This is a genomic window from Pelotomaculum sp. FP (assembly GCF_004369245.1).
Taxonomy (GTDB): domain Bacteria; phylum Bacillota; class Desulfotomaculia; order Desulfotomaculales; family Pelotomaculaceae; genus Pelotomaculum_C; species Pelotomaculum_C schinkii.
Genome location: NZ_QFGB01000027.1, coordinates 1 through 16,960, shown reverse-complemented (window position 1 = coordinate 16,960; position 16,960 = coordinate 1). Strand labels below are relative to the sequence as shown.

Annotated in this window: 16 protein-coding genes and 1 other annotated feature; of the genes, 14 read left to right on the top strand and 2 right to left on the bottom strand. The window is 53.4% G+C overall.

The annotated features are described in order from the left end of the window. The first annotated feature begins 6 nt into the window (after positions 1-6). The 6 genes from Psfp_RS11820 to Psfp_RS11795 all read left to right on the top strand — a co-directional run bounded on the left by Psfp_RS11820 (position 7) and on the right by Psfp_RS11795 (position 7,247). Positions 7-1,302 (top strand): CBS domain-containing protein, encoded by a 1,296-nt coding sequence (locus tag Psfp_RS11820; protein WP_134218747.1) that lies wholly within the window; start codon positions 7-9, stop codon positions 1,300-1,302. A 141-nt stretch (positions 1,303-1,443) separates the two neighbouring features. Beyond that, positions 1,444-2,691 carry an Nramp family divalent metal transporter gene (locus Psfp_RS11815; RefSeq protein WP_134218746.1) on the top strand — a complete coding sequence of 416 codons (1,248 nt, stop codon included), beginning with the start codon at positions 1,444-1,446 and terminating at the stop codon, positions 2,689-2,691. A gap of 161 nt (positions 2,692-2,852) precedes the next feature. Beyond that, positions 2,853-3,539 carry a sporulation membrane protein YtaF gene (gene ytaF / locus Psfp_RS11810; RefSeq protein WP_192895404.1) on the top strand — a complete coding sequence of 229 codons (687 nt, stop codon included), beginning with the start codon at positions 2,853-2,855 and terminating at the stop codon, positions 3,537-3,539. Between the two features lie 191 nt (positions 3,540-3,730). Beyond that, positions 3,731-4,879, top strand: a complete 1,149-nt coding sequence (locus tag Psfp_RS11805) for a trypsin-like peptidase domain-containing protein (protein ID WP_134218744.1) — start codon at positions 3,731-3,733, stop codon at positions 4,877-4,879. Positions 4,880-5,143: 264 nt separating this feature from the next. Next, a complete protein-coding gene (locus Psfp_RS11800) occupies positions 5,144-5,821 on the top strand; it encodes a response regulator transcription factor (protein ID WP_134218743.1) in 678 nt (225 codons plus the stop codon). A gap of 13 nt (positions 5,822-5,834) precedes the next feature. Continuing rightward, positions 5,835-7,247, top strand: a complete 1,413-nt coding sequence (locus Psfp_RS11795; RefSeq protein ID WP_243120605.1) for a HAMP domain-containing sensor histidine kinase — start codon at positions 5,835-5,837, stop codon at positions 7,245-7,247. Positions 7,248-7,644: 397 nt separating this feature from the next. Here the strand turns inward: Psfp_RS11795 and Psfp_RS11790 are convergent, their stop codons facing one another. Next, positions 7,645-9,042, bottom strand: a complete 1,398-nt coding sequence (locus tag Psfp_RS11790; protein ID WP_134218741.1) for an ArsB/NhaD family transporter — start codon at positions 9,040-9,042, stop codon at positions 7,645-7,647. A 190-nt stretch (positions 9,043-9,232) separates the two neighbouring features. After that, positions 9,233-9,291, bottom strand: a sequence feature (sodium ion sensor (DUF1646 type); this cis-regulatory element may regulate processes involved in with the transportation of sodium ions). A 147-nt stretch (positions 9,292-9,438) separates the two neighbouring features. Between Psfp_RS11790 and Psfp_RS11785 the strand changes: the two genes are divergently transcribed. From Psfp_RS11785 to Psfp_RS11770, 4 genes are all read left to right on the top strand, one after another. Beyond that, positions 9,439-9,876 carry a universal stress protein gene (locus Psfp_RS11785; protein WP_192895403.1) on the top strand — a complete coding sequence of 146 codons (438 nt, stop codon included), beginning with the start codon at positions 9,439-9,441 and terminating at the stop codon, positions 9,874-9,876. Positions 9,877-10,099: 223 nt separating this feature from the next. Continuing rightward, positions 10,100-10,792, top strand: a complete 693-nt coding sequence (locus Psfp_RS11780; RefSeq protein ID WP_134218739.1) for a DUF1538 domain-containing protein — start codon at positions 10,100-10,102, stop codon at positions 10,790-10,792. Then, positions 10,789-11,532 carry a DUF1538 domain-containing protein gene (locus tag Psfp_RS11775; RefSeq protein ID WP_134218738.1) on the top strand — a complete coding sequence of 248 codons (744 nt, stop codon included), beginning with the start codon at positions 10,789-10,791 and terminating at the stop codon, positions 11,530-11,532. Before Psfp_RS11780 ends, Psfp_RS11775 begins: the two co-directional genes overlap by 4 nt. Next, positions 11,510-11,854: a P-II family nitrogen regulator gene (locus Psfp_RS11770; RefSeq protein WP_134218737.1), complete on the top strand. Its 345-nt coding sequence runs from the start codon at positions 11,510-11,512 to the stop codon at positions 11,852-11,854. Before Psfp_RS11775 ends, Psfp_RS11770 begins: the two co-directional genes overlap by 23 nt. 121 nt (positions 11,855-11,975) lie before the next feature. On the opposite strand, the gene Psfp_RS11765 is transcribed toward Psfp_RS11770, so the two are convergent. Further along, positions 11,976-12,503: a hypothetical protein gene (locus Psfp_RS11765; protein WP_134218736.1), complete on the bottom strand. Its 528-nt coding sequence runs from the start codon at positions 12,501-12,503 to the stop codon at positions 11,976-11,978. Between the two features lie 788 nt (positions 12,504-13,291). Here Psfp_RS11765 and Psfp_RS11760 point away from each other — a divergent pair. The 4 genes from Psfp_RS11760 to Psfp_RS11750 all read left to right on the top strand — a co-directional run. Next, on the top strand, positions 13,292-14,515 hold the full coding sequence (locus tag Psfp_RS11760) for an ABC transporter substrate-binding protein (RefSeq protein ID WP_134218735.1): 1,224 nt from the start codon (positions 13,292-13,294) through the stop codon (positions 14,513-14,515). Positions 14,516-14,805: 290 nt separating this feature from the next. After that, positions 14,806-14,934: a hypothetical protein gene (locus Psfp_RS22520; RefSeq protein ID WP_282434341.1), complete on the top strand. Its 129-nt coding sequence runs from the start codon at positions 14,806-14,808 to the stop codon at positions 14,932-14,934. A 78-nt stretch (positions 14,935-15,012) separates the two neighbouring features. Next, positions 15,013-15,891, top strand: coding sequence for a branched-chain amino acid ABC transporter permease (locus tag Psfp_RS11755; protein ID WP_134218734.1), 879 nt, complete (start codon positions 15,013-15,015; stop codon positions 15,889-15,891). 3 nt (positions 15,892-15,894) lie between these two features. After that, a partial coding sequence (locus tag Psfp_RS11750; RefSeq protein ID WP_134218733.1) for a branched-chain amino acid ABC transporter permease occupies positions 15,895-16,960 on the top strand: 1,066 nt, incomplete at its 3' end.

Below are 16,960 nucleotides of genomic sequence, written 5' to 3'. Positions count from 1 at the left end.
CCGTGAATGAGCGATATCACCATACTGGGAGAGTTTTTTATAAGTTCGATCCTGGGCCGGAAGATTTCTGACGTCACCGGCCACAAGGTGGGGACTGTGCGGGACCTGGCGGTGCGTTGGGACGCGGTCTGTCCCCGGGTTACCGGGATCAAGTACGGCAAGGGTATCCAGGAGCTCATTCGCGTCTCCGATGTCGCCGAGATCAGCAGCAAAGGGCTGACCTTAAAGGCTCCGTTTGGCGAGAACACCCTGCACACCCTGCAGGAAGACGAAATCCTGGTCAAAAAGTGGCTCCTTGACAAGCAGATCGTCGACATGAAGGGTTCGAAACTGGTCCGGATCAACGATATCAAGCTGTCCTGGGTCCAGCACAAGGTAGACATCGCGCTGATGCTGACTGCGGTGGACGTCGGCGTGCGCGGCCTGATCCGCAGGATCACCGGTTTGGAGCCCAAGACGGAGCGGATTCCCTCCAACCTGGTCGGCTGGCAGTACCTGGAACCGATCCGATCCCGTACCGCCAATATCAAACTGGCCAAGGCCAACGACAAATTCAGCAAGCTGCACCCGGCCGATATTGCCGAAATCATTGAGGACCTGGACCAATACGAACGTCCGGACTTCATCAATACCCTGGACGACCAGACCGCCGCCGAGGCTTTGGGCGAAGTGGATCTGGAAACCCAGGTCGACATTATTGAAACCATGGACAGCGAACGGGCGTCGAGGATCCTGGAGGAAATGGCGCCGGACGAGGCAGCCGACCTGTTGGGCGAACTGACCCGTGAAAAGTCGGACGAACTCTTAAACCTGATGGAGCCGGAGGAAGCGGAAGACGTCCGGGAACTTATGGAATACGAGGACGGCACCGCCGGCGCCCTCATGACGACCGAGTTTATCGCCTTTCAGTTCAACATGACCGCTCAGGAAGCTATCGACAAGCTGCGGGAAGTCGCGCCCTCAGCCGAGATTATCTATTATATGTATGTTCTGGACGATGATGAGAAGCTCTTGGGCGTGGTATCGCTGCGCGACCTGATTATCGCCAGGCCGCCCACCCCCCTGGGTGAGATCATGCAGGACCGGGTTATCAGCGTCATGACTGGTGACGACCCCCGTGATATCCTGGAAGCAATCATGAAGTATGACCTGATTGCCGTCCCGGTCACCAACAAGACCGGCCGCATGGTGGGCATCGTGACCGTGGACGACGCCATGGATTCCATCATCCCGGACCGCAAAAGCCTGGAGAGTTTCTCCTATTTCATAATGCGCAAAGCCTTCGGCCGCAACAGACGCTAAAGAAGGGAAGCAGGGGGACGGTTCTTTTGCTTCCTTTTTCGAAAAAGGAAGCAAAAGAACCGTCCCCCTGCTTCCTCTCATTTGCGGGGATGTCGCTTCGTGTGCGGTTCCCTTATTTTCAAGGTAGAGTAGGTGAACTTGATGAAACTGACCAACTTGAAAAGAAGCATGATAATGTTTTTCGCGATCCTGGGGCCCGGCATAATTACCGCCAATGTCGACAATGACGCCGGGGGTATCACCACCTATTCTGTGGCCGGCGCTACCTTTGGCTACCAGATGCTGTGGGTTTTTATCCCGATGGTGGTGGCCCTTTTTGTTGTCCAGGAAATGGGCGTGCGCATGGGGGCGGTTACAGGCAAAGGACTGGCCGACCTGATCCGGGAGAAGTACGGTGTCCGCCTGATCCTCTTTGCCATGCTGGGTCTTATCCTGTCGGCGTTGGGCAACACGGTGGCCGAGTTCGCCGGTGTGGCTGCCAGTGTGGAGATATTTGGTGTGAGCAAATACATCTCCGTGCCGGTTTCCGCGCTGGCCGTGTGGTGGTTGGTGGTCAAGGGGACCTACCAGCGGGTGGAGAAGATTTTCCTGGTGGCGTCATTGCTTTATTTTTCCTATATCATTTCCGGTGTGCTGGCGGAACCGTCCTGGAGCACTGTGGCAGCTGAAATGGTTACTCCCCACTTTCAGTTTGAAAGCGGCTACATGGCTATGCTGATCGGCCTGGTCGGTACCACCATCGCGCCGTGGATGCAGTTTTATATCCAGTCGGCCGTGGTGGAAAAGGGCATTACCGTGAAGGAGTACCGGCTTTCACGCCTGGACGTGGCGGTTGGGGTGGTCATGGTCAACGTGGTGGCGGCCTTCATCGTGGTGGCCTGCGCGGCGACACTGCACAAGAACGGCGTCGCCATCGAGACCGCCCAGGACGCGGCCAGCGCCCTGGCGCCCCTGGCCGGCGGCTGGGCCTCCGAGCTGTTTGCCTTTGGCCTCTTCAACGCTTCCCTGTTTGCTGCTTCCATCCTGCCGCTTTCCACGGCCTACCTTATCTGCGAGGCCCTAGGCTTTGAGGCCGGGGTGGACAAGACCTGGGGGGAGGCGCCGGTGTTCTATGGCCTGTACACTTTCCTGGTTGTCATAGGCGCCGGAGTTATCCTGCTTCCCAATGTGCCCTTGATCCCGATCATGCTCTGGTCGCAGGTCATCAACGGCATACTGCTGCCGCTCGTGCTGATCTTCATGCTGGACCTGATCAACGATCCGGACCTGATGGGCGAACACGTCAATTCAAAGTTTTTCAATGCAATCTCCTGGCTTATCACCGTAATCATGATCGTCCTGACCGCGCTGCTGGTGGGCGTCTCCATCTACCAGGGCCTTTTCCAATAAAGAAGCAAGGGGGGAAGCAGGGGGACGGTTCTTTTGCTTCCTTTTTTTGAAAAAAGGAAGCAAAAGAACCGTCCCCCTGCTTCCGTCAAAGCCAGGCACCATCTTCCGGTTGCAAACATATAATACTCTCTCAGGAATAACTTCCGGGTGAGGTGAATTGTTTGCATATACTGTCGATCGTGCTGCTGGCGCTGTCCACCAGCCTGGACAGTCTTGCGGTCGGAATTGTCTACGGCTTGCGGAAGATCAGGCTGCCGTGGTCGTCAAACTTCCTGATTGCGTTTTTGACCGGTCTGGGCACCTTTGGGGCAATGAAAGCCGGCGCCTGTATCTTCACTCTAATACCCGTGGTATGGGCGTCATATATCAGTTCAGGCGTGATGGCCGGAGCGGGGGTTTGGATTATCCTCCAGTCCAGGGGGAAGCAGGGGGACGGTTCTCTTGCTTCCTCCGGCGAGGGAAGCGAGAGAACCGTCCCCCTGCTTCCCGGGAAAAACGAATGTGTCCCGCTGGTAACTTTTGAAATCAAGGCCCTTGGTTTGCTGATCCGGATCCTGAAGGAGCCGGTCGCTGTAGACAAAGACTGTTCCGGCGCCATCGACTTCAGGGAGGCCTGTGTCCTGGGCCTTGCGCTGACTTTAAACAACCTGGCCGGAGGCCTGGGAGGCGGTATGATCGGCCTCAACCCCGGGCTTACCGCGCTTTTAGCCCTGGTGACCAGCCTCCTGTTCTTTGTAACCGGCCTTAAGTTAGGCCAAACTTGTCTCTCCAGGTGGATCGGCGAGAGATCCGCCGTTATCGCCGGCCTGGCTCTGATTGCCATAGGCGTCTACGAACTTTTAGCTTAATTGGAGGGAAGCAGGGGGACGGTTCTTTTGCTTCCTTTTTTCGAAAAAGGAAGCAAAAGAACCGTCCCCCTGCTTCCTTCCCTTATTTTTAAGTTAACTTTAAAACTCTTTTCAGCTTATTTTCAGCCTCCTGAGGCAATATGGACGTAGAAAAAAAATTTTGCTAAAATCTCTTGCAGGGAGGAATATTAATGAAAGAATTTTTTGCTCACCCCAGGGTGAAGGTATTGGGCGCCTTCCTGATAGCCGCCCTGGTGGTAGTGACGGTGTTTTTCGCCGGCAGTTGGTACGGTTTCCCGCAGGTCACCTGGCCGGAAAAAGCGGGCCAGGCGTCGGCTGGAACGCCGGGAACCGATACCATCCCGGATATAGCGGCAAACACCAGCCCGGCGGTAGTCCGGGTTGATACCACTACCGTACAAAGCAGCAGCCGGTCCGACCCGTTCTTGAACGATCCGTTCTTTAGACAGTTCTTCGGCGACCAGTTCCGTACTCCGTCCCAGCCACAGGAGAGCCATGGTATGGGTTCAGGGTTCATCATATCCACGGACGGCTATATCCTCACCAACGAGCACGTTATCAGCGGGGCGAGCAGCATCGAGGTGACGGTATCCACCCGCGAAAAATCATATCCGGCCAAGCTGGTGGGGTCCGACCACGATCTTGACCTGGCGGTGTTGAAAATTGAACCTGACGGCAACCTTCCAACCATAGCGCTGGGTGATTCCGACAGTATCAGGGTGGGGGACTGGGCCATCGCTATCGGCAACCCCTACGGTTTGGACCACACGGTCACGGTGGGTGTGATCAGCGCCAAAGGGCGCCCCATCACGGTTGAGGACCGCCAGTACCGGAACCTCCTGCAGACCGACGCGTCGATTAACCCCGGCAATAGCGGCGGTCCCCTGCTTAACATCAACGGCGAAGTAATTGGTATCAACACGGCCATTAACGCTGAAGCGCAGGGCATCGGCTTTGCCATCCCGAGCAACACCGTCAAGGATGTCTATGACGAATTGGTCAGCAAGGGAGGGGTGACGCACCCCTGGCTGGGTGTCTACCTGCAGTCTGTTACCAAGGACATCGCCCAGTATTATGGGCTGGGCGAACAAACCGGAGCCGTTGTCGCCTCAACGGTCAGCGGCGGTCCGGCCAGCAAGGCGGGGCTGCAGCGTGGTGATGTAATCACTCAGTACAATGGCGTCGATATAACCAACCCCAATAGTCTCACAGACCAGGTCACCGCGACACCGGTGGGAAGCCAGGTTGAAATCCGCTTTATCCGGGACGGGCAAACCCAGAGCGTGGTGGTTACCATTGAAGCCAAAAGCAGCAATTGATAGCTGAAGCAAGCAGGGTGGAAGCAGGGGGACGGTTCTTTTGCTTCCTTTTTCGAAAAAGGAAGCAAAAGAACCGTCCCCCTGCTTCCAAAAAATGCAGGTGCGAATTCATTCGCACAAAGACCCTATAGAAATACAGCATATACCTACGGCCCTATGCCCTACTCCCTATGCCCAGTGCCTGCGCTTTGCCTGCCCAACAGCAGGTTTTTTTTCTCGGCAGGGAGAATCCTAATACCAGACGCTTCATTTGGGGGTGGTATCATGGCTGCGAAGGTGCTGGTTATTGACGACGATAAAAAAATTACCGCGTTCCTGCGTCGCTCCCTGGTTTTTGAAGGCTATGACGTCCAGGTGGCGGGGAGTGGCGAGGAGGGCTTGCGGCTGGCCGCGTCGTGGCAGCCCGACCTGGTCCTTTTAGATGTGCTGATGCCCGGCATGGACGGCTGGGAAGTATGCCGCAGGCTGCGCGGCGCAGGTCCGGGGCTGCCTGTCCTGATGCTGACCGCGCGGGATGAGGTAGCCGACCGGGTAAAAGGGCTGGACCTGGGCGCCGACGATTACCTGGTCAAGCCTTTTGCCCTGGAAGAACTGATGGCCCGCGTCAGGGCCCTGTTGCGGCGCAAAGGGCGCGAGGAAGCATCTGTTCATGCCCTGGTTTTTGAGGATTTGACTCTTGACCATACCACGCGCGAGGTGAGGCGCGGGCAGCGGGATATTCAGCTTACCGTCAAGGAATTTGAGCTGCTGTCGCTTTTTATGGAGCACCCTCGCCAGGTCCTGACCAGGGACTTGATTATGGAGCGGGTGTGGGGATTTGACTTCAGCGGTGAATCCAACGTCCTGGAGGTGTATATCGGCATGCTCAGGCAAAAGCTGGAGGAGGGCGGCGAGCCGAGGCTGATCCACACGGTTAGGGGGGTCGGTTACGTCTTTAAGTAGCTGTTTGGACAGGGTGAGGGCCATGTCCCTGCACCTGAAGCTGACCTTTTTATACACCGGGGTCCTGGCGCTGATCCTCCTGGTTTTCGGCAGTCTGGTTTACTTCTTCCTGGAGCGCAACCTGGCTGCTGAAACAGACCGTGCGGTGGTGCGAATTGCCGAGGACCTGCTCCGTAACACTAAAATTGTGGAGACCCTGTCATTGCGCCAGATTGTGCTGCCCAACGTCGATGTCTTTGCTACGCCCAATACCTACATCCAGGTAGTGGACCGGTACGGCCTTGTGGCAGGCCAGTCCGTGAACCTGGGCGGCCAGAGCATGCCTTTGAGCGAAGAGACCCTGCGCCAGGTAGCCAGGGGCGTCGGCTTTTATGAGACGGTGATGTCCGGCAGCCAGAGCCTCCGCATCTATAACCAGCCCTTGATTCTGGACAACCAGGTGATCGGGGTGCTGCAGGTGGGGCGTTCGCTCGGGCCGATCTATTCTGCTTTAACCAGGCTGAGGTTCCTGCTGCTTTTCGGGAGCGGGATAACCCTGCTGTGCACCGCCACGCTCAGCTGGTTTATGGCCGGTCAGGCCTTGAAGCCCATCGACCGCATCACTGAGGCGGCGGCGGCCATCCAGCAGGCCCGGGACTTAACCAGGCGGATCAGCTACATCGGGCCGCGTGACGAGGTGGGCCGCCTGGCCGAAACGTTCAACCGTATGCTGGAGCGGCTGCACCGGGCCTACCGGGAACTGGAGGAAGCCGGGGCGGTCCAGCGGCGCTTCGTATCGGACGCCTCCCACGAACTGCGTACCCCGCTGACCACCATCCGGGGCAACGTTGAACTGTTGAAAAAAATGGGAGACACCGATCCCGAGACCCGCGCCGAAGCCCTGGGCGACATAGCGGGCGAGGCGGAGAGGATGTCCAGGCTGGTTGCGGACCTGTTGGCCCTGGCCAGGGCCGACGCCGGTTTTACGCCGGCTATGGGCCCGGTGGACCTGGGGGCGCTGCTTGAGGAAATCTCCCGGCAGGCAGGTATCCTGGCAGGGGACGTGGAGTTTGCAGCGGACGGGGCGGCCGCCCTGCAGGGTACCCTGGTAAACGGCAACACCGACTATCTGAAACAGCTGTTCCTGATCCTGTTGGATAATGCTTTCCTGTACACCGGACCCGGTGGCGTCGTCAGGATAGAGGGCCGGCAGCGGGACGGCTGGGCCGAGGTGGCAGTGTGCGACAGCGGGAGCGGTATTGCCGAAGAGGACTTGCCGAAGATTTTCGACCGCTTTTACCGCGCGGACAAGTGCAGACAGAGTTCCGGCACAGGTCTCGGCCTGGCTATCGCCAGGTGGATTGTCGCCCAGCACGGCGGAGCTATCAATGTGGAAAGCAGGCTGGGAGAGGGCAGTACCTTTACCGTCCGCCTGCCTCTGGCATAGCCGGTCCATTCGTACATGACCCCGGAGGAAATGCTTGTATGCGAAGATTAGTATAGGCTCCCTAAAACTGCTCTGTTCAAATAAGAGCGTTATCCTGCAAGTCCGGCGCTGACGCGCCGTGTGCGATTGAAATCGCACCTACACTGCTTAAGCTCATTTTCTACTGATACGATCATAGCGGCGGGCTGCTAGGAATACATTTCCCATGATACGTGGCGCCGTGATAGCGGCTTGTAGAACTGCTTCGCAGTATAAGTGCGTTGAAATTGCACCCGCATAGGTTTAGTTCCATCAGGAACGGGCGGCTTAAAACATACCCGGCAGCTGATACCCGCCGGGTGTGTTTTTTTTGCAAAACTTCCGGTTTGGCCCCTTCGGGAACCGTCCCCATGGCTGTTTAAGACTGTACTTCCTCTTTTGGCGCTTTCCCGAGCAGCATCGCGGTCAGGGGCTTCGATATCACGGCCAGAACAATACCGATGCCCAGCGTTGCCAATGCCGCCGTCAGGTGTCCGTACAGGTGCCAGAACAGCAGGTAGCCGGTGGAGATCACGATGGACATCAGCATCAAGGGGAAGGCTGTTTTTAGAAAATCTATAAAGCTGATGCGAACGCCTCTCTTTTCCGCCATGCCTACGACCACCACGTTGGCGGAGGCGCCGATGATGGTCCCGTTGCCCCCCAGGCAGGCGCCCAGCGACAGTGACCACCAGAGCAGGTTCAGGTCCGCAATGCCTCCGAGGCGGCCCATATCCTGGATGAGCGGGATCATGGTGGCGACGAAGGGGATATTATCGACAAAGGCCGAGGCTATGGCCGACAGCCAGAGGATTAACATGCCGGTCGGCAGCATGTCGCCCCCGGTCGCCTCCAGCGCCCACCGGGCCACCATTTCGATGACGCCCACTTCTTCCAGCGCGCCGACCACCACAAATAGACCCATAAAAAAGAAGATTACCGGCCATTCCACAACCTGCAGGGCGTGTTCAACGTCCTCGCCGGTAATCAGCAGGAGGAGGCTGGCGCCCGACAGGGCGATTACCGACGATTCAAGGTGGACATACTGGTGCAGGACAAAGCCCAAAATGGTCAGCCCCAGGACCAAAAGGCTCTTTTTGAGGAGCGCGACGTCCTTGATCTGCCCGTTTTCGTCCAACTGCATGATGCTTGTCCGCATCTCTTCACGCGCGGCAAGTTGGCCGCGGTAGAGGAGCCGGAGCCAGAAAATCGTTATCACGTATATTACCACAACGACCGGGGTCAGGGTCAAAGCAAAGTCCATGAAGCCGAGCCCGGTGGCGCTCCCGATCATAATGTTGGGCGGATCCCCGATCAGTGTCGCGGTCCCGCCGACGTTGGACGAGATAATTTCGGCGAACAGGAACGGCAGCGGGTTGATCTTGAGCTGCTTGGCGATGGCGAAGGTGACCGGCACTATTAAGAGCACGGTTGTCACGTTGTCCAACAGCGCCGACAGGACTGCTGTGACCAGGGAGAGAGCGGCAATAATCTTAAGCGGTTCGCCCCCGGACGCTTTGGCCGCCTTGATTGCCAGGTATTCAAAAACACCGGTTTTCCTGGTGACGCCGACAATAATCATCATGCCTACCAACAGGCCGATGGTGTTGAAGTCAATGGCATGCAGCGCTTTCTCCGAGACGATTATCCCCGTTAATACCACCACTGCCGCCCCCGCCAGGGCTGCCACCGTCCGGTGAATTTTTTCGGAAACGATGATCGCGTAAGTTATTAGAAACACTGCTATGGCTACTATTACCTGGTACTGCCCTGTCATTGTGCTCACCTCTTATAAAAATTTGGCAGATATATTTAAAACCGCCCCGAAAACAACGTTTTCGGGCTGTCTTTAAAAGGTGGGTACGACAAAGGGTTCATTCCCTGCCGGCGCCTTGTCAGCGTCATGGTTTTGGTATATTATTAAAAAAAATAGAAATAAAAAAGGGATGGCAAAGTCGAAAAATTCCGACTCCCCACCCCAGAAGCCTTCCGGTTCCTTGAAAACGAACATGATGTCCGTCCAACACAGTTAAGGGCTATATAATTCACATTTTAAACCTTAACACAGGAACCTGATGATGGTCAAGAAAAATGTCGCATTTTTGCAGGAATAAATATTCTGATGGTAGTGCAGTAAGGCTTGTATAGCTACAAAAAGGAGGAGTTGGAAATTGTGATTAAAAAAATTCTGGTGGCTTATGACAACGGAGACAAGGCTAAAGAGGCCCTGGAAACCGCCATCGAGATTGCCGGCGGGAGTAAAGCGGAGATTCACCTGCTGGTTTCGGTAAAGATGCCCGATTTTGTTTCAACTGTCGCAACTCCGGATATGCTTAAGGACCTGGAAGATAAAAGTCGCGAATATTTTACGGAGATACTGAAAGAGCCGGAGGAAAGGGTCAGAAAAGAAGGGCTCCCGGTATTTTCTGTAATCCTTCAGGAGCCACCCGGAGAGGCTATTGTCCGCTATTCTGAAAAGGAAGACATGGACATCATTGTTATGGGTTCGGCTAACCGGGGGAAACTGGAAAGATTGCTGCTGGGCTTGGGCAGCGTTTCCAACTACGTCCTCCAGCACGCCAAACGCCCGGTGTTGATAACGAAAGGCTAAAGTAACAGAGTAAAGAACAGAGGGGAAGGTTCTCGTTGCCATCCTGGTGACAACGAGAACCTTTTTTTCATATATGCAAAGCGGTATATGTTTGACTTATACTGATGATGCCAATATAATAGTTATAAATTATTATATACAATATTATATAAATTATTATAGAATTATTATGTACATAGTTTAGTTTAGATTGTTTGACTAAATCACATTTAGGGGGTCTTAGATGGATGAGGTAAAAACTATCGCTAAAGAAACAATACAAGCTATTTTCCCTATAGTTATGATGGTCATTGTAATACAATTGATACTGTTTGACGATCCTTTAAATCATGTACTGCAGTTTATCATCGGCGCTCTTATGGTTACCGTTGGGTTGGGTCTTTTTCTTCTGGGCGTTAAGGTCGGGCTATTACGTATAGGTGAGCTTATCGGTTCGGAGCTTCCCCAGTTGCTTTCTTTTCCAATCCTTATCGTTTTCGTAGTATTTCTCGGTATCGCCGTCACGGTGGCCGAACCGGATGTCCGTGTCCTGGCCCAACAAATAGATGTTGTCTCAGACGGCGCTATATCAAAAAACGTACTGGTCGCCTTTGTTGGATTGGGAGTGGGTCTGTTTATGGCGATTGCCGCAGCCAGAATGCTGCTGGGCGTTCCCATGAAGTATTTGCTGGCAGTTGGTTATATCATGGTATTTGCGTTATCTTATTTTGTACCCTCCAACTTCGTGCCTGTGGCCTTCGACTCCGGCGGGGTTACCACGGGACCCCTGACCGTACCGTTTATTATGTCTCTGGGTGTGGGCATTACCTCAGTCATAGGCGGTAAGGAATCCCTTGGCGACAGTTTCGGCTTTGTAGCTCTCGCCTCATTGGGCCCCATCATAGCAGTAATGTTATTGGGCGTGATCTATGCATGAAAAGCCTGATTATCTTTGATGGTTTTTTGCATGTTGTTCAGGAAGTGGCGCTGGCCCTGTTGCCGCTTATCGTTATATTGCTTATATTTCAGTTGGTATTGAGGTTGCCCTGGGATGAAATCAGCCGCATATTGATTGGCGTAGTGCTGTCTTTTGCCGGATTAGCCCTGTTTTTGCAAGGCGTTAACGTAGGCTTTATGCCGACAGGGTCTTCGATCGGGGAGCATATTGGAACATTGGAACATAACTGGGTGGTCATTCCTATTGGACTGTTGCTGGGCTTCGTTACTGTTATTGCGGAACCGGCTGTCCGGGTGCTGACCTATGAAGTAGAGCAGGTTTCCGGCGGATATGTCAGCCAGAAAGTGTTGCTGTACACCTTATCGATAGGAGTGGCGGTTTCCATCGGCCTGGCGATGGCCCGGATTGTATATGGTATACCTCTGATGTACATGCTAATTCCGGGATATGCAATTACGCTTTTGATGACCCGGTTTACGTCAGAGACCTTTATTTCAATGGCTTTTGACTCCGGTGGTGTGGCTACGGGCCCCATGACGGTGACTTTCATCCTGGCCATGGCTGTAGGGGTAGCTACCGGAATCGAGGGCCGGGATCCGATGTTGGATGGGTTTGGTCTGGTTGCTCTGGTTGCTCTTGCGCCAATATTGTCAGTATTATTACTGGGATTTTTCCTGGGGAGGAAGAGATCGGAAGATGATGATCGGCAGGGATTATGAATTAATCGTAACCATTGTTAAAAGAGGCTGGGCGGAAAGAATCGTGAAGGCGGCAAAAACCGCCGGAGCCCGAGGCGGTACGATTTTGCACGGGCGCGGTGTCGGTGTGCACGAGCAGAAGAAAGTGCTGGGTTTACCTATTGAGCCGGAAAAGGATATTATTTTAACGTTAATCCATAAGGATAAAACCAATGATGTTCTAAAAGCAATAGTTGAAGCAGGACAATTGCAAAAACCGGGGACCGGTATCGGTTTTGTAATTGATGTTGACAAAGTAGTCGGCATAGTTTCATTAATCGAGCAGTCTGGAGTGGAAATATAAGCGTTAAAGGCGCTTACCGTAGGAGACGTTTATCAACTTATCAGGAAGCAGGGGGACGGTTCTTTTGCTTCCTTCTTCCCGAAGAAGGAAGCAAAAGAACCGTCCCCCTGCTTCCGTCTTGTTAGAAGCCGGACTCTTTGATGAATTCCTCCAGCTTGTTCAGATCTTCATTGGTAATCCGCGTTGGGGAGCCTCCTCCCAGCAACAGCCGTCCTTCTATCTGCGCCAGCTTCTCTTTTTCCTGCTGCAGCTTTTCCATACGGCCGCTGCTTTTATAATAGTTGATTAATTCCAGGCACTGGTTACGGTCAAAGAGCAGTGACGACCTGATACCGGCCGGGGCGCTTTCTTCTTCGTCCCAGCGTGCCCGGTAAGACTCGATTTGACCGCTTTCCTCGGCTACCCGCAACGCCACCCGGCATAAGGCCTCTTCCCGGGCGTCTCCGCTATACTCCCGGGCGATGATCTCCAATACAACCGCAACCGGCAGGCTCCCCCGGCTCTTTGACGTCCCCCCGGTTGGCGAGGGGCCACTGCCGCTCTCAAGGCAGGAGTCCCTGCCAGGCAGGTCTTGTTGCCGCTTATTACCCCCGTGTATGCCGGAGCCCTCCATCTGCTTACGATGGGCGCTCCTTCGCCTTGCCGTCATTTAACCGCCCCCATTTTCATAATAAAGGCACTTACGTGAATTCATTTGTGCAAATCAGGATGAACCGCGGTTCCCTTCAGCATTATGGATTAAACAGTCCGGCTAACGCGCGGTGTGCGATGGGGATCGCTCCTGTAGTTGTTGGTGATAACTCCCTGCTTTTGCCGGGTCGGCAAAATGGTTGTCTTAGAATAAAATAGCATTTGTACAGACTGTTTGGCAAGTGGATGCGGCTTTCGCGCATAGCTTCGCGCCTCAAAAGGAAGCAAAAGAACCGTCCCCCTGCTTCCTTGCGGTGTTGTATTTATTATTCTGAATACACAAAACATTAAAAAAACTGTGTAACTTTATGAGCATATTCTTCCGGCCAAAACCCATATTATTTATAATATAAACAGCTCTGTAAGATATAGCCAAACACTTAACGCCTGGTTTGGAGGTATTAGTGTATCACGTATACAGTATAATGATATTCAAAATACACAGAAAATACGAAAGATTTTAATAATCTTGTATATATCGAATATTTATTATGTTATAATTAAAAAACCTTTTTCCAATTTCATTAAAAACAAAAGACAAATTCTTACATAATTTCCGGTTGACTGATTGGTTGACGGGCTTTTGGCGGTTGTTGCCGGTTTTCTTAATGCAGGCCTGCTTATGCTGCCGGGAAATATCCCGGACAGTGTGATTTATATTGTTGGAAAAAACTGGTGGAGGTGAAGTGAAAAAAGTAGACTAAAATGAAAAAATTACATGATTTTATTATGAGGAGGTATTAGCGTTTGAAAAAAGCAAGATGGTTTTTGCTGACTTTAGTTTTGATTATGGGTTTGGCTTTATTGGTCAGCGGCTGCGGCGGCGGAGGCGGCGCACAGAGCGCGGACGCCGTTAAGGTAGGGATTGTGTTGCCCATAACCGGCAGCGAGGCCATGTTCGGCACCATGGAAAAGAACTCCTTCGAAATGGCTTACGAGGAGCTGAAGGCCGCCGGCAAGACCACGGTAAACGGAAAACAAATTCAGCTCTTGTTTGAAGACGACCAGGGCAAGCAGGACGTAGCCAAATCGGCGACCGAGAAGCTGATCAACCAGGATAAGGTCGTCATGCTCAGCGGTGGTTACAGCAGCGCCTGCACCAACGTTATTGCCGGGTCCGCCCAGGCCATGACCACGCCCTTCCTGGCGGTGACAGGCTCTTCCGATGAAATTACCAAACAAGGCTGGCAGTATGTTTTTAGAGGCACCGCAGCGCCTGCCAGCAAATATACCGGCGCCCTGTGGGAAATGCTCGAACAAGTGGTCAAGCCCAAAAATGTGGCTATTATTTATGAAAACACCGATTTCGGCCTCTCCTCGGCTAAAGGATTCAGGGAAGATTGTCAGAAGAGGGGCATCAACATCGTCTTTGACCAGGCCTATGAGCATGGCGCGATCGACTTCAAGCCGATGCTGGCCAACATGAGAAACACCAATCCGGAAATGATCTTCGCCGTGTCGTACGTTATGGACGCGGCCATGATCGTCAAGCAGATGAAAGAGCTTGATTTCAACACCAACCTCTTTGTCGGCGGCGGAGCCGGCTACACCATGCCCGAATTCAAAGAGAATGCCGGTGACGCCTCGGAGTATATCTCCTCGACAACCCTGTGGGTGCCCAGCGTAACCTGGCCGGGCGCGGGCGATTATTTTAAGAACTACAAGCAGAAGTACGGCAAGGAGCCGGATTATCACGGCGCCCAGGCCTACGCCACCATGTACGTGATCGCGGACGCCCTGAGCCGGGCCCAGGAACTTACCAACACCGGCATCCAAAAAGCCCTCAAGGAAACAGATATCGAGACCATCATGGGTCCGATCAAGTTTGAAGACTGGGAAGGCTATACCAACCAGAACAAGCCTATTACCTACGTCGTGCAATGGAAGAAAGGAAACCTGGAGGTCATCTGGCCGGAAAACGTGAAGTCCTCCGACTACACTTACCCCGTACCCAAGTGGCGGGAGCGCTAGCCCGCTTAAAAAGAGCGGAAGGAAAACATCTTCTTTAAGTCTGCTGGACAACAGGTTGAGGTAAGGTTGCATGATCAGGCGCAACCTTACCAAAACCTCGTTTTACATCCTCCCGATGTGGGCGCCAATTCATTCCCACAGGCCCCGGAGGAATGCAGTATGAATCCTAAACATTTTCATTGATTGATTGGATATGGTTGGTTTATTCGGGCGGCTTAAACTCCTTTCGCTTCGCTCCCGGATCCGGTGTATATGAATATTGACAAAAACAAGTAAAAGGAAAGGGTTTCTTGGTCGTCACATCAGGTATTGCTCCGCAAGGACACGCGGTTAAAGCCGCGCTTTTCAGGTGTGAAAACCTGGCGGCGGGCAGCGGCGCCCCCTTCCGGGCAGAACACGCGACTTGCAGCCTGGGGTGACACTGACTCCTGTTTAGTCGGCAGGAGAAGCATCTAAATAAAGCCAGTTTGTTTAGGTCCTTGAAACCAGGTAAGCTTATGGAACTATTTGGTCAGACAGTCATATGCGGTATCCTGCTGGGCGGGATGTACGCTCTGATTGCCATCGGCATGACCCTGATCATGGGGGTTATGAAAATTATCAACCTGGCCCACGGCGCTTTGGTGATGGTGGGCATGTACGTTACTTATGTCTGCTTTACCAATTATGGCATTGATCCCTATATCGGCATGTTCATTGCAATGCCTGTCCTGTTTTTGATTGGATGCCTGATTCAAAAATATATGATCAACCGCCTGGTGGAGGTTGAATCTATCCTTCCCGAGAACCAGGTCCTGCTGACGGTCGGCATCATGCTGGTGTTGACAGAGGTCATGCGGCTTATGTTTAAATCGGATTACCGTTCCGTTACCACCGGTTATTCTACTGATACGGTTTATTTAGGCGGCATGTCGATCAGCGTGGCGATGGTTATCGGTTTCTTTATAGCTATGGGCTTCACCTTGCTCTTGCACCTTTTCCTGACCAAAACCGATATCGGCAAGTCCATCAGGGCCACTGCCCAGGATCGCGACGCTGCTGTCTATATGGGGGTAAATTCTTCGAGGATAACCATGTTGACCTTTGGCATCGGCGCGGCCCTTGCCGCGGCCGGCGGGTCGCTTTTACTGCCGCTTTTTTACCTGTGGCCTGACATCGGCCACCTGTTTACCGCCAAGTCCTTTATTATTACGATCCTGGGCGGCATGGGCAGCACGATGGGGGCGGCCATCGGCGGGCTAATCCTGGGGATTGCCGAATCGCTGGGAGCCACCTACATTTCTATGGGCTACAAGGACCTCGTGGGACTGGTCATATTCCTGCTGGTGCTCCTGTTCCTGCCGGGCGGCTTCCGCAGTTTGGCAAGGAGGTTATGATCAATGAAAAACGTCAACCTATTGCTGAAATTGCTGCTTTTAGTTATAGCTGTTATTCTGCCGCTGGTAATCAAAGCCCCTTACCAACTGCACATAATCATCCTGATTTTTATCTGGGCGATTATCGGGACCTCCTGGAACCTTTTGGGCGGTTATGCCGGCCAGGTTTCCTTTGGCCACGCCGCCTTCTTCGGGGTGGGGGCCTACGCGGCGGGGCTCTTGCAGTTCCATATGGGCGTTTCCCCCTGGTGGGGCATGCTGCTCGGCCCTATTGCCGCAGTTGTTGTTTCCCTGCCCATTGGTGTGATTGCTTTTCGCCTGAGAGGCCCTTATTTTGCGCTGGCTATGCTGGCGCTGGGTGAGGTTTTCAGGTTGTTGTTCATCAACCTGCCCTTTACCAACGGCGCCAAGGGCATACTGATCATGCCCGCTATAACCACGAAGATGTTTTACTACTATGTGGGACTGGCCGCCCTGCTGCTGACCATCGGGGTTACTTACTACATTGTACACTCGAAAATAGGCTATTACCTGGTTTCCATCAGGGAAGACCAGGACGCCGCCACCTCTCTGGGCATACCCACCACCCTGTACAAGAACTATGCTTTGCTGCCCAGCGCCTTTTTCACCGGGTTGGCGGGAGCCTTTTACATGAACTACGTTGCTTTTATCGACCCCAATATTGTATTCAACCTTACCAACGTCTCGGTAATGGTGATTATGGTGGTGATGCTCGGGGGCGTCGCCACGACCTGGGGCCCCACCGTCGGGGCGGCTATTTATATTGTCCTGGGCGAAGTGTTCCGGACCACGCTGGGTTCGGCCAACGTCCTGGTGTTTGGTGTCCTGGTCTGCCTGATTATCCTGTTCCTGCCCAACGGGATCGTCGGTGAAATAGATATGCTGCGCGGAATTCTGGCGCGGAAAAAAGAGGGCGCCGCGGGCAATGTCATTAAGATAAGCAAAGAGTCGGCAAGGCAAAAGAGCATCATGAGGGCAGAAGAGCTTATCAGGATGCTCTTTTCTCTTAGGGAAGCTGAAAAATGCATGCAAATGAAGCAGATCGTGA